This is a genomic window from Agarivorans sp. DSG3-1, assembly GCF_046774965.1.
In the GTDB taxonomy this organism is placed as follows: domain Bacteria; phylum Pseudomonadota; class Gammaproteobacteria; order Enterobacterales; family Celerinatantimonadaceae; genus Agarivorans.
Genome location: NZ_CP177241.1, coordinates 51,883 through 65,421, shown reverse-complemented (window position 1 = coordinate 65,421; position 13,539 = coordinate 51,883). Strand labels below are relative to the sequence as shown.

Here is a 13,539-nt window from a genome sequence, read left to right as displayed (position 1 = left end):
GCCTTTGGGTTTTAAATTGGGCAGCTGTTTTTTTCGCTATCAACAACAAAGCGAATGTTACCGCCTTTTGATACCACAACGCCGTCTATATATTGATTGTCATTAGAGCAAAAATATAAGCTACCAGAGTTACCTGCAATAAGCCCATCACTGGCAAAAGACAGTGAGGTGACAGAGCCTTTAAAGCTGGTATTTCCCGCATCGGAAAATGGCTCGGCAGCTAACAATACTTTTTCGCCTGCATCTAATTTTCCATTACTGTTGTCGTCGGCGAATACCGTTAATCCTGCGTTCATATTTCCACCGCAGTCGCTATTGTTGGTTTGCAAAGCACATACAACTACCCGCTGGTTTAGATTGATGGCTTGGCTGCGAGCAAAACGAACCTCTCGCATCATACGGTTGGTAGAGGCATCGGCCGCCATTGATTGAAAGAGCGCATTCATGCTGGGCACACCTACTCCAAGTAAAATAACCGCGATGGCAATGGTTATCATGAGTTCCAAAAGAGTAAAACCAGCTTGTTTCATTCAAACGCTCGGTTGCTTTAAAGAGTATTGATTCTATAAGTGTATACCCTCACAGGCTGACTGCTTTTTTTGTGCATGAGCCTGTTCACGTTGAGATGATTTTTATTGCCTATTTGCCACCTTTGGCAAATTTTAATCAAGCCTTTGTACGATTAATATCATGTCTTAGTGGGGTTAATAAAAATGTCATAAAGCTCCCCTATAAATGGCCGCGGATCTCCAGCGGTAACTAAATATGTTTTTAAAACAGCCCTTCAAGAATCAACTCACTTTGGTACATCAACTTGCCTTATCAATGGCTCTGCAGTTTGCCATTGCCTTAGGTATTGTGATGATTGCATTGTGGGGGATGAATCAGCTAAGCCACTCTTTTAAGCAGCTTGATGAACAAGCCTTACCCGTTGCAGAGCTGGCTGCGCAAATTGACAGAGCGGCATAGCAGCTCGACCGTCAGTTAAGAAATACCATTAGTAGCCAAAATCCAGAGACCTTTGCCGAACAGCGAGCGCTGTTTGATTCTGAGTTAAACACCTTAGTGACGGCGCTAAGTGTATTTACTCACTTTAGCCAAGCCTTAGATTTACTCGATGATGATCAAACGCGCATAGCAGAGAGCGTGGCGGAGCTAGACCAAGACATGTAAAGTTTGCTTACTCGTGTCGAGCAACGTTTAGAGGTACAGAGTGAGGTTGTATCTAGTCAAGGTTTGGTGCTTTATGCTATGGGTTCTGCTCGCGATGAAATGTCTCGATTAGTGCCGATATTGTTTGCCGATATCGCGGAATCTAAAATGGCCTATGACGCATTTATTGCTGATGCGGCCAGTTTAATGAACGCTCAGTTGCAACTGGTTACCACTCAAGATCCAAATAATGCGCAAACCCAGCTAAAGCAGATGCAAAGTTACATTTCAAGGTTGCGTTTTAACTACAATATTTTACTTAAAGACAACCCTGAGTTAGCTGACTTCCCCAGTGTGTCTATGGCCATTGATATACTTGAAGGTGCTGTCATCGAGGCTGGATTATTTGGCTTACAAGCAAAGCAAGTACAGCTAAATTTCGCTATTCAACAAGATATATCCAGCTTGTCTGAACCGCTCGATAATCTGCAATTGCATTTAGAAAAGCTACTAGCAGAAGGTGTAACTATTATCGAAAATGCCACCCAGAATACGCAGTTAACTATGTTGCATAGTCAGCGTTTGTTATTGGCCTTGAGTGCGGTAGGTATTATGGTTTTTGTTGGTTTGTGTATCGCCATTGTTCGTTTGGTGCGTAGCCGTGTTAAACAAATAGGCGAAGCTATTCATAAGCTCTCACAAGGTGATTTTACTCATAGTTGCCCAGTGTCTAGTCCACGAGAGTTTAGGCAGTTAGCAAGTTGGCTTAACCAAGCCAGCGAGCATAACCGTAGTAATATTGCTCAACTACGCGCCCGAGGCATCGAACTTAAGCAAGCCGCAGAGGCAAGCGCTAATATTACTCACCGCCAACAACAGCAACTCGCCGAGCAAGAAAATAGGATTGCCTTAATCGCCTCATCGGTGGTGCAAATGGATACGACTATGGGGGATATTGCCAGTGCAGGAAATGACGCAGAGCAAGATAGCCAGCGGTCGGCTGAACTTGCAGAACAAGGTAAGCAAACCCTAGAGAGTACTAGTACGCATCTACAAGGTTTGGCCGACAAAATGCAACGTAACTCGCAACGAATGAGTGAGTTAGATCAGCAAGTAGACCAAGTGGGTGAAGTAGTGCAAGTGATTAACAGTATTGCAGAACGCACTAACTTACTGGCGTTAAATGCAGCCATAGAAGCGGCTAGAGCAGGGCAACATGGGCGCGGCTTTGCGGTGGTTGCGGATGAGGTGCGTAAACTGGCGGGGCAAACCCGTGAACAAACCGATTCAATTAGTGAAATGATCAATACACTGCATAATGCGACCAATAAAGCGCGGGAGTCGATGGCCTCTTGTCAGAACGAGATGCAATCAACTCAGCAATTGAGTGAGCATTTATCTATCGCAATGAATGATATTGAGCAAGCCGTCGCTACTGTGCGACAGCAAACTGTTAATATTTCCCGCTCTACTGCTGAGCAAAATCAAGCGAGTCATCATGTTAATCAAGCGGTGGATGATTTGGTAAAACAAAGCCAATTGCGTCAGTCACAAATCGACGAGTTATCGGTACAGTCTGACCAAGTTGCGGCCATTGCGAATGAGCAAGGCCAGAGCTTAGCGGCATTCAAAGTATAAAGGTATGCTGTTGGGAAATTTGAGCATTAAGCTAGCAAAGAGTCAAAGTTGTTCGATTTTTCAGCGTTAGCGCGTTTCACCTAGATTAAGTGAGGAAAAACGTATTTAACGCAAGCAAAGCATAAAAACGTTAACAAACAGCCTATTAAGTATCACTCTAATTCCAATAATTGACACTTTTTGTGCAGTTTTGCCGACCAAGCTTGCTTTACGCCGTTGTTACTTGCTTGCGCTTGGCTTAAAGTAAACAACATACAGACTCAACAAAATGATAAAAATAAGGAAGTACAAATGAAGCAAGTAACGGCAATTATCAAGCCATTTAAGATGGATGATGTTCGCGAAGCCTTAGCTGAAATTGGTATTACTGGTATGACGGTTACAGAAGTAAAAGGCTTTGGTCGTCAAAAAGGACATACCGAGCTTTACCGCGGCGCTGAATACAAAGTAGATTTCTTACCTAAAATGAAACTAGAACTTGTTGTTCAGCAAGATGATCTAGAGCGCTGTATTGAAACTATCGTACAAACTGCGCAAACCGGTAAAATCGGTGATGGTAAAATCTTTGTTCGCGATGTAGACCGTGTTATTCGTATTCGTACCGGTGAAGAAAACGAAGATGCTATTTAATTTATAGTGACCCGTCCTGATATGGGTTGACACTTGATTAACTAAAACGCTCGATGCACTTCATCGGGCGTTTTGTATTTTAGTGCCTCGTGAGGCCTATATTCATTGTAGAGCTTAACCGATTCATCGACCATTTTTCGTGCCTCATTTAAGTCTGTAGGTTTATTCAGCAAGTACTCCATCTTTAGTGTTCCATTTATTCTCTCCGCAAGGGCGTTCTGATAACAGTCATAACCGTCTGTCATCGAACAAGATACATTCTGCTGACGGTGTATCGCTTGATATTCACTGGAGCAATACTGAACACCTCGGTCCGAATGATGAACAAGCTCCCCTATAGACCTTCGTTCCTTCAACGCATTTAAGAATGCTTGTTTGACCGTGTAAGCTTTCATATCCTTACCTAGGTGATATCCCACTATTTTTCTTGAGTAAGCATCCGTCACGAGACTGAGATAGGCTTCACCGCTTAGCGTTGCCAAGTAGGTGATGTCAGCCACCCATAGCTGTTCTGGTCTCTCTGGTATTAGGCCTTCTTTTATGCGGTTAGGATGGCAGTAAAAACGATGATTGCTATGTGTGGTTCGATGGTAAGCCCTTCGATTATGAACTAATAATCGATTCATTCTTAGTAAAGAAAATAAGCGGTCTCGGCCAATATCGATAGCATTCTGGGCAAGTAGGTACTTGAGCTTACGAGCCCCGATACGAGGGTGCATCATTCTTTGTACTTTCACAAAGTTGAGCACTGACTCATCTTTTTGTATTTGGTGAGCCTGGGCAATACCGCGCTTGTAAAAAGCTTGCCGTGTAATACCCATGAAGTGACAGGCTTTCGTTACAGTTAACTTTCGGACCGCTTTTTCCTTAATAACTCGGCCTTGCGCTTCTTTGAGAGCCGAACTCCGAAGTCTCTATCCATGACTTTTACCACCGCTTCAAAGAAATCAGCTTTCATCTGAGAGTCTTCTAGCTGCTTCTCTAGCTCTTTAATGCGTTGCTCTGGGGTTTGAGGCGAAGAAGAATTTGACATAGCAGTACCTACCATTCTCGTATGCTCTATTCCTTTAGACCAATCTAGTCGACCATGTTTGCGAAGCCAAACTAAAACGGTAGAGCGACCTTGGATCCCATAACGGTCCTGAGCTTGTCGATAAGACATTTCGCCTTTTTCAACTTGGTCTACCACTGCCAATTTAAAGGCAAGAGAATAATTTCGTTGGGTACGTTTACTGGTTGTTTTCATGACACTCTCCAATTTCATGTTGGATATGTGTCAACCTTATTTAGGACGGTACATAGCCAATAAAAAAGGCGAGCTAAGCTCGCCTTTTTTATTTCTGAAAGTTATTTAGTTAGCGCTGCGTATTAGCGCAGTTTGTTCCACTTTGTCTGTCACACCTAAAGCCTTGTAACCTTGCTCCATGACTTCTAGAGCATCTCGTGCTGAAGGCGTATCTGGGAAATTCTCAATCACGTAACGTGCGCGGTTTACCGCACCGATAAATGCTTCGCGTTTGATGTAATAACGTGCCACAGCCACTTCGTGACGAGCTAAATTGTCTTTTAAGTAAACCATACGTTGCTTAGCATCTGGGGCATAATCACTGCGCGGATAGCGGTTAATTAGCGTGCTAAAGTCGTTAAAGGCTTGACGAGAAAAACTCGGGTCGCGGTCATACCTATCAATACCTACGACACTTTGGAACAAATTGTAATCTGCTGACATATTGGTTAAACCGCGCATGTAATACACGTAGTCTAAGGCGCTATGCGTGGGGTTGTTACGAATAAAACGCTCGCTGCTCGCAAGTGCCATCGCAGTATCACTGCGCTTGTAATAAACGTAGATAAGATCAAGTTGTACTTGGCTTGAATAAGGGCCAAATGGGTAACGAGTATCTAATGCTTCTAAGTTATCTGCAGCATCGGTAAACGCACCGTTGTTAATTGCAGTTTGTGCTTCGGCGTAAAGCTCTGAAGCGGGCTTGTCTGGGATCTTCGGCTTTTCTTTCGACGAAGAACAGGCGCTCAGCGCAAGGCCGAGAAGTATTACTGAAATTGTTTGCTTGTAAACGCGCATCATGAGCTAAAAATCGTCTTAATCGTTTATGTGATGGCCCGATAACAATACTCCGCACTTGCTAAAAGTATTACGCCATTCACCGTAAATAATGGGCAAACAGTATCCTCTATGCCACCTAAACCGTCAATCGCCGAGTGATATATATAGTGAGAGCAGCGTCTAACAAACCATTTTCTTCTATGCTTTAGCTTTAGAATGATTACAATAGCCCGTTTTGGCCTTCCTGTCAGAGGTAAAACCTAAGATGAGTCAACAATTAGAGTTGCGTGCAATCGTCGACGAAGAGCTTGCAGGCGCCCGCCTAGACCAAGCATTAGCGACGTTGTTCCCTGATTACTCTCGTTCTCGAATTAAAGAATGGATATTAGGGGAGTGTGTTCGTTTGGATGGCGAACTTAAGGTAAAACCTAGGGAAAAGGTAGTGGGCGGTGAAGAAATCGTCTTAAATACTGTGTTAGAAGATGTTGTTGAAGCGAAAGCTGAAGACATCAAACTAGATATTGTTTATGAAGATGACGATATTCTAGTGATTAACAAACCCATTAACATGGTTGTTCACCCAGGAGCTGGCAATAACAGCGGTACGGTACTTAATGCCTTGTTGCATTTATACCCATCTATTGCTGAGGTAGCACGTGCCGGTATTGTGCACCGCTTAGATAAAGACACTTCTGGCTTGATGGTGGTGGCTAAAACCGTACCCGCTCAAACTCACTTAGTGGATGCTTTGCAAAAACGCTTAGTGACTCGTGAGTACGAAGCCATTGCTACTGGTACTATGACAGCCGGCGGTTTGGTGGAAGAGCCTATTGGCCGTCACCCTACTAAACGCACCCACATGGCAGTTGTCACCTCAGGTAAACCTGCGGTTACGCATTACCGTGTTGCCGAGAAATTTCGCCAGCATACCCGTATTCGCTTGCGCTTAGAAACCGGTCGTACTCACCAAATTCGCGTGCATATGGCCCATATTGGCCATTCGCTATTGGGTGACCAAACCTACGGCCGTTTGCGTTTGCCTAAAGGTTCAAGTGAAGAACTGATTGTCGCTATGCGCGGTTTTCAGCGTCAGGCTCTGCACGCTGTTATGTTGCGTTTAGAGCACCCAATTACTGGCGAAATGATGGAATGGCACGCGCCGGTTCCGCAAGATATGTTAGATATTGCCGACGCCTTGCGAGCGGATCATAAACTCAATCCTGACTTGGGTTAGAGCTTGGCTAAGCACTCGGTGAATTGGCCTTGCCCCGCAAACGTGGTTGCTGTCTATAGCGATCGTGTAGCGGGAGTGAGCCAAGTGCCCTTTGATTCGTATAACTTGGGTGACCATGTTGGCGATGAGCTTGCTGCGGTAAATAGCAATCGTGCGAATTTTCAAATGTCTATGCCCGAGCAGGTATGCTGGCTCAAGCAAGTACACAGTACTCGAGTCGTGGATGCTAGTGACCAAGCCAATGTACTTAGCGAAGCCGATGCCAGTATTGCTGCCAGTTCAGGTGCTGCATGTGTAGTGATGACCGCCGATTGTTTGCCGGTATTGTTTTGCGACCTGCAAGGAACTGTAGTAGCAGCAGCACATGCCGGTTGGCGAGGCTTGGTAGATGGAGTGTTGGAAAAAACCGTCGCAAAAATGCAAGTAGAACCGCAGCAGCTTATGGCTTGGATGGGACCCGCTATTGGCCCTCAGGCTTTTGAAGTGGGTGCAGAGGTAAAACAGCGTTTTGTGCAACACAACGCTAGGGCCGCCAGCGCGTTTACTCAAGCTTCTCAAGCCGATAAATATTACGCCGATATTTTCACTCTCGCCGAGCAACGGTTACAGGCTTTAGGAATAGGCGCTATTTATTCTGAGCGTATCTGTACTTATAGCCATCCACAGCATTACTTTTCTTATCGACGGGAAGGACAAACCGGTCGTATGGCTGCCGCCATTTGGTTATCTGAATAAACCGTAAAGTTCACAGATTTGGTGTTGAACGTTAATATTTAGCGCCTGATATCTTGATTTTTTTTGCTTTCAATCCCACATAATCATTAATAGCTTATCCAAGTGGAGGTGCCACATGCGCCTAGATAGATTCACAAGCAAATTTCAATTAGCCATTTCTGATGCTCAATCGCTTGCGCTTGGGCGAGATCACCAATTTATTGAGCCGGTACACTTAATGTCGGCCATGTTGAATCAAGACGCAGCATCTTTGCGACCCCTGTTGGTAGAAGCTGGCATTGAAGGTAGTGCCTTACGCTCACAACTATCTCAAGCCCTAGAGCAACTGCCTCGTGTAGAAGGCACTGGTGGAGAGGTTCAGCTATCCAATCAGTTGGTGGTGCTGCTTAATCTTTGTGACAAGTTGGCGCAAAAACGTAAAGACAAGTTCATTTCGTCAGAAATTTTCTTCTTAGCGGTAACCGAAGACAAAGGTAAGCTTGGCGACATCATGCGCGAGTTGGGCGCGAATAAAGAAAACATTAACAAAGCCATCGAAAAATTGCGCGGTGGCCAAAAGGTCGACGACCCGAATGCCGAAGATCAGCGCCAAGCACTCGAAAAATATACCATCGACCTCACTGAGCGCGCCGAACAAGGCAAGCTGGATCCGGTGATTGGCCGTGACGATGAAATTCGTCGTACCGTTCAAGTATTGCAACGCCGTACTAAAAATAACCCAGTGCTTATTGGTGAACCTGGAGTGGGTAAAACCGCCATAGCCGAAGGTTTAGCGCAGCGCATCATTAATCACGAAGTACCAGAAGGCTTAAAAAATAAACGTGTTTTGTCTTTAGACATGGGCTCGTTAGTAGCGGGGGCTAAATATCGTGGTGAGTTTGAGGAACGTTTAAAAGCGGTTCTTAATGAGCTTTCTCAAGAAGAAGGCCAAGTGATTTTGTTCATCGATGAACTGCACACTATGGTGGGGGCAGGTAAAGGCGATGGAGCAATGGATGCGGGTAATATGCTTAAACCAGCATTAGCGCGAGGGGAGCTTCACTGTGTGGGCGCGACGACCTTAAATGAATATCGCCAATACATAGAAAAAGATGCAGCCCTAGAACGTCGTTTCCAAAAAGTGCTGGTGGAAGAGCCTAATGTGGAAGACACCATTGCCATTTTACGTGGCTTGAAAGAGCGTTATGAGCTGCATCATTCTGTAGAAATTACCGACCCAGCGATTGTGGCAGCTGCAAGTTTGTCACATCGTTATATCTCCGATCGTCAGTTACCCGATAAAGCGATTGACTTGATTGATGAAGCGGCTTCAAGCATTCGCTTACAAATCGATTCCAAACCAGAAGCCTTGGACAAACTTGAGCGAAAAATCATTCAACTCAAGCTGGAGCGTCAAGCGCTGCAGAAAGAGTCTGATAGCGCCAGTGTTAAGCGACTAGAGCTACTCGACAGTGAGTTAGTAGATAAAGAGCACAAATTTCGCGAGTTAGATGAAGTATGGAAAGCTGAAAAAGCGGCATTATCTGGAACTCAACATATTAAGGCTGATTTAGAGCAAGCCCGCTTAGACATGGATATTGCCAGGCGTGCTGGTGACTTAAATCGAATGTCTGAACTGCAATATGGTCGGATACCAGAATTAGAGCGCCAGTTAGATTTAGCCTCTCAGGCCGAAATGCAAGACATGAGCTTGCTGCGCAATAAAGTTACTGACGCTGAAATTGCCGATGTACTCTCCCGCTGGACGGGTATTCCGGTGAATCGGATGCTCGAAGGTGAGCGCGATAAACTTATGCGCATGGAGCAACAGCTGCACGGCCGAGTGATTGGCCAAAGTGAAGCAGTAGAAGCTGTCTCCAATGCTATTCGTCGTAGTCGTGCTGGGATATCTGATCCCAACCGCCCAATTGGTTCCTTTTTGTTTTTAGGTCCAACGGGAGTAGGTAAAACTGAGCTGTGTAAAGCGTTAGCCGAGTTTATGTTTGATACCGAAGACTCGATGGTTCGAATCGACATGTCAGAGTTCATGGAAAAACATTCAGTCGCTCGACTCGTTGGTGCCCCACCGGGTTATGTGGGCTATGAGGAGGGCGGCTATCTCACCGAGGCAGTCAGGCGTCGTCCTTATTCAGTGATATTGTTGGATGAGGTAGAAAAAGCCCATCCAGATGTATTCAATATTTTATTGCAGGTATTGGATGATGGCCGCTTAACTGATGGCCAAGGCCGTACGGTAGATTTTCGCAATGCAGTGGTCATTATGACCTCCAACTTAGGCTCCGACATTATCCAAGAGCGCCACGGAGAAATGACTCACCAAGAAATTAAAACCGCATTAATGGACGTATTGGCTCAACAATTCCGACCTGAGTTTATTAACCGTATCGATGAGTCGGTAGTCTTTCATCCTCTGGCGCATGAACAAATTCGTGAAATAGCGGCGATACAGGTACAGCGCTTAGTGCCCCGCCTAGAAGAAAAAGGTTATAAGCTAGAGTTTAGTGATGCGGTGTTAGATAAGTTAGGGCAGGCAGGGTTCGATCCTGTTTATGGTGCTCGCCCACTTAAGCGAGCGATCCAACAGCAATTGGAAAACCCATTAGCCAATGCCATTTTGTCTGGGCAAATAGAACCCGGTAAAACAATTCGCATAGAATTAACAGACGGACAGCTCAGCTTTAACTAGCAGTGCTCGCGCAGCAAGCTAATGAGCCTTGGGTTACATTAGCTTTGCCTGCGTTGTTGTTTTTGAATTTGTTTAAGGGTGAGATAGGTTTCGAGTTGGCTCTTGTCGAGCAGTTTAATTATTTCTAAGTCTTTTTCTTTCACTAGGTCCCGCATAGCTTTCCACATTTGCTTGCGGTCGCCTTCAAAGCCAAACATATTGTCCATGAGTTGGCTGTATTGTTGTTCTAGCTCGGTAAACTGACTTATCTGCTCCGAACTCAGGCTTAAATGTTCGATCAATCTGTCTATATTCATCTTGCTACTACCAATTTGCGAAAACTTTTCAACTTATGAGTTTGTCTATCTCTGAAATTGATGACACTTGATTAAGATATAGTTCATCTACTCCAATTTGTCTTTGAATCACTATTAACAACTAGGGGCATATGCTATTTTTAGCCCTAGTTTTTTAGGCAGTTTCACAGAGTAGCTAAATGACAGAGCAAAAAATTAGCGACGGTGCTAGGCAAAAGGGCATCTTCTTGCTTCCCAACTTGTTTACCACCGCAGGTCTTTTTTCAGGGTTTTACGCCGTAGTTGCATCCATGAATGGGCAGTTTGAGGCCGCAGCCATTGCCATTTTTGTGGCCATGATATTTGACGGTGTCGACGGAAGAGTCGCGCGTTTAACTAATACCGAAAGTGCCTTTGGTGCTGAATACGATTCAATGGCCGATATGGTGTCTTTTGGCATTGCACCCGCATTAGTTGTTTATAACTGGGCCTTACACGATTTAGGAAAAATTGGTTGGTTAGCTGCCTTTGTATATACAGTTGGTGCAGCGCTGCGTTTAGCGCGCTTTAATACTCAGGTAGGTATCGCTGATAAACGCTTCTTCCAAGGTTTGGCGAGTCCTGCTGCTGCGGCGCTTATTGCTGGTATGGTGTGGTTTGCCCAAGACATGGAATTCCCGGGAAATAAATCAGGCGTTATTGCCTGTTTAATTACCGTAATAAGTGGCTTGCTAATGGTGAGTAATTTTAAGTACCACAGCTTTAAAGGTATTGACCTAAAAGGCCGAGTCCCGTTTTTTGCCGTACTGCTTATTGTATTAGTGTTTATTGTGGTGGCTGTAAAGCCAGCGGTTATCTTGTTTACCTTGTTTGCTGCTTATGCAGTGTCTGGTCCGGTTTATACTATTCGCACGGTAAAGGACTTTAGATTTGAGCATGTGGTGGGTGACGAAGAAGATCTAGAGTGTAATGCTCCAGAAGCGACACCAAAACCTACTGAGAAAAAAGCAGACTCAGTCAGTTCGGAACAAGAGCAAGACAAAAGCTAAGCCTCATATAGTGTAATTATTGAAAAAGGCGCACTTATTTGCGCCTTTTTGCTTTATAAATAATCAAATTCAGACTTTTGTTTGGATAAACGTTAAAAATTCAAAATAACGGTTGCTTTCCTAAAGGGCATCCCTATAATGCGACTCCACTGACACGGCAAGCGGCGCTGCAAAGCGATGTAGAAACGATGTCAGGGTTGGTAAGGCCTGAGGCTTTATTAACGGCGCAAAAACTTCTTCTTAATTAATATTAAAAAGCGGTTGACAGCCACAGAGGAAAGCGTAGAATGCGCACCTCGCTTCGGCAACGAAGCAACGCTCTTTAACAATTTATCAAGCAATCTGTGTGAGCACTCACAGGGCATTAAGCGAAAAAATTAGCTTAAGTGAACTGGATGCTTGCACTGTTTTAACAGTAATAATTTTCAGTTTTTACTTTGAGCGAAAAAACTTTGATTGAAGAGTTTGATCATGGCTCAGATTGAACGCTGGCGGCAGGCTTAACACATGCAAGTCGAGCGGTAACATTTCTAGCTTGCTAGAAGATGACGAGCGGCGGACGGGTGAGTAATGCTTGGGAATATGCCTTTACGTGGGGGACAACAGTTGGAAACGACTGCTAATACCGCATAATGTCTTCGGACCAAAGGAGGGGATGCTTCGGCACCTTTCGCGTAGAGATTAGCCCAAGTGGGATTAGCTAGTTGGTAAGGTAATGGCTTACCAAGGCGACGATCCCTAGCTGGTTTGAGAGGATGATCAGCCACACTGGGACTGAGACACGGCCCAGACTCCTACGGGAGGCAGCAGTGGGGAATATTGCACAATGGGCGAAAGCCTGATGCAGCCATGCCGCGTGTGTGAAGAAGGCCTTCGGGTTGTAAAGCACTTTCAGTCGTGAGGAAGGGGTAGTAATTAATACTTGCTATCTTTGACGTTAGCGACAGAAGAAGGACCGGCTAACTCCGTGCCAGCAGCCGCGGTAATACGGAGGGTCCGAGCGTTAATCGGAATTACTGGGCGTAAAGCGTACGCAGGCGGCTTTTTAAGCCAGATGTGAAATCCCCGGGCTCAACCTGGGAATGGCATTTGGAACTGGGAAGCTAGAGTTTTGTAGAGGGTGGTAGAATTTCAGGTGTAGCGGTGAAATGCGTAGAGATCTGAAGGAATACCAGTGGCGAAGGCGGCCACCTGGACAAAAACTGACGCTCATGTACGAAAGCGTGGGGAGCAAACAGGATTAGATACCCTGGTAGTCCACGCCGTAAACGATGTCTACTAGTTGTCTGTGAGTTTAACTCGTGGGTAACGCAGCTAACGCATTAAGTAGACCGCCTGGGGAGTACGGCCGCAAGGTTAAAACTCAAATGAATTGACGGGGGCCCGCACAAGCGGTGGAGCATGTGGTTTAATTCGATGCAACGCGAAGAACCTTACCTGCCCTTGACATACTAAGAACTTACTAGAGATAGTTTGGTGCCTTCGGGAACTTAGATACAGGTGCTGCATGGCTGTCGTCAGCTCGTGTCGTGAGATGTTGGGTTAAGTCCCGCAACGAGCGCAACCCCTATCCTTATTTGCCAGCACGTAATGGTGGGAACTCTAGGGAGACTGCCGGTGATAAACCGGAGGAAGGTGGGGACGACGTCAAGTCATCATGGCCCTTACGGGCAGGGCTACACACGTGCTACAATGGCATGTACAGAGGGATGCGAACTCGCGAGAGTAAGCGGACCCCAAAAAGCATGTCGTAGTCCGGATCGGAGTCTGCAACTCGACTCCGTGAAGTCGGAATCGCTAGTAATCGTAGATCAGAATGCTACGGTGAATACGTTCCCGGGCCTTGTACACACCGCCCGTCACACCATGGGAGTGGGCTGCAAAAGAAGTGGGTAGTTTAACCTTCGGGAGGACGCTCACCACTTTGTGGTTCATGACTGGGGTGAAGTCGTAACAAGGTAGCCCTAGGGGAACCTGGGGCTGGATCACCTCCTTATTATGATGCTGATGTTCCTGTGACGTGTTCACACAGATTGCTTGATGAAAAGATAAAGAGAGATAAGTTCTAGTGCGGT

General features: G+C 45.5%; 11 protein-coding genes and 1 rRNA gene. 8 read left to right on the top strand and 4 right to left on the bottom strand.

Annotation, left to right across the window (positions count from 1 at the left end; translation table 11 throughout):
- Positions 1–11 precede the first annotated feature (11 nt).
- Positions 12–530 carry a GspH/FimT family pseudopilin gene (locus tag ACLD71_RS00325; protein WP_137674918.1) on the bottom strand — a complete coding sequence of 173 codons (519 nt, stop codon included), beginning with the start codon at positions 528–530 and terminating at the stop codon, positions 12–14.
- Positions 531–765: 235 nt separating this feature from the next.
- Here ACLD71_RS00325 and ACLD71_RS00320 point away from each other — a divergent pair, with 235 nt between their 5' ends.
- From ACLD71_RS00320 to ACLD71_RS00310, 3 genes are all read left to right on the top strand, one after another.
- On the top strand, positions 766–969 hold the full coding sequence (locus ACLD71_RS00320; protein ID WP_411992320.1) for a hypothetical protein: 204 nt from the start codon (positions 766–768) through the stop codon (positions 967–969).
- A 207-nt stretch (positions 970–1,176) separates the two neighbouring features.
- Positions 1,177–2,790, top strand: a complete 1,614-nt coding sequence (locus ACLD71_RS00315; protein WP_411992318.1) for a methyl-accepting chemotaxis protein — start codon at positions 1,177–1,179, stop codon at positions 2,788–2,790.
- A gap of 291 nt (positions 2,791–3,081) precedes the next feature.
- A complete protein-coding gene (locus ACLD71_RS00310; protein WP_137674920.1) occupies positions 3,082–3,420 on the top strand; it encodes a P-II family nitrogen regulator in 339 nt (112 codons plus the stop codon).
- 41 nt (positions 3,421–3,461) lie between these two features.
- On the opposite strand, the gene ACLD71_RS00305 is transcribed toward ACLD71_RS00310, so the two are convergent.
- A protein-coding gene (locus tag ACLD71_RS00305) for an IS3 family transposase (protein WP_411992316.1) occupies positions 3,462–4,666 on the bottom strand; the annotation gives its coding sequence in 2 pieces (ribosomal slippage) (positions 3,462–4,279 and positions 4,279–4,666; 1,206 coding nt in all).
- A 105-nt stretch (positions 4,667–4,771) separates the two neighbouring features.
- Positions 4,772–5,506: an outer membrane protein assembly factor BamD gene (locus ACLD71_RS00300; protein ID WP_137674921.1), complete on the bottom strand. Its 735-nt coding sequence runs from the start codon at positions 5,504–5,506 to the stop codon at positions 4,772–4,774.
- Positions 5,507–5,750: 244 nt separating this feature from the next.
- On the opposite strand from ACLD71_RS00300, the gene rluD reads away from it, so the two are divergent.
- From rluD to clpB, 3 genes are all read left to right on the top strand, one after another.
- Complete coding sequence (rluD, locus tag ACLD71_RS00295) at positions 5,751–6,719, top strand: 23S rRNA pseudouridine(1911/1915/1917) synthase RluD (protein ID WP_411992314.1); 969 nt, start codon at positions 5,751–5,753, stop codon at positions 6,717–6,719.
- A 3-nt stretch (positions 6,720–6,722) separates the two neighbouring features.
- Positions 6,723–7,454, top strand: coding sequence for a peptidoglycan editing factor PgeF (pgeF, locus tag ACLD71_RS00290; RefSeq protein ID WP_411992312.1), 732 nt, complete (start codon positions 6,723–6,725; stop codon positions 7,452–7,454).
- Positions 7,455–7,569: 115 nt separating this feature from the next.
- Positions 7,570–10,140: an ATP-dependent chaperone ClpB gene (gene clpB / locus ACLD71_RS00285; protein ID WP_411992310.1), complete on the top strand. Its 2,571-nt coding sequence runs from the start codon at positions 7,570–7,572 to the stop codon at positions 10,138–10,140.
- Between the two features lie 38 nt (positions 10,141–10,178).
- On the opposite strand, the gene ACLD71_RS00280 is transcribed toward clpB, so the two are convergent.
- Positions 10,179–10,436, bottom strand: coding sequence for a hypothetical protein (locus ACLD71_RS00280; RefSeq protein WP_137674925.1), 258 nt, complete (start codon positions 10,434–10,436; stop codon positions 10,179–10,181).
- Positions 10,437–10,615: 179 nt separating this feature from the next.
- On the opposite strand from ACLD71_RS00280, the gene pssA reads away from it, so the two are divergent.
- Both pssA and ACLD71_RS00270 read left to right on the top strand, forming a co-directional pair.
- Positions 10,616–11,464, top strand: coding sequence for a CDP-diacylglycerol--serine O-phosphatidyltransferase (gene pssA / locus ACLD71_RS00275; protein ID WP_411992308.1), 849 nt, complete (start codon positions 10,616–10,618; stop codon positions 11,462–11,464).
- Between the two features lie 453 nt (positions 11,465–11,917).
- Positions 11,918–13,460, top strand: a 16S ribosomal RNA gene (locus tag ACLD71_RS00270).
- Positions 13,461–13,539 lie beyond the last annotated feature (79 nt).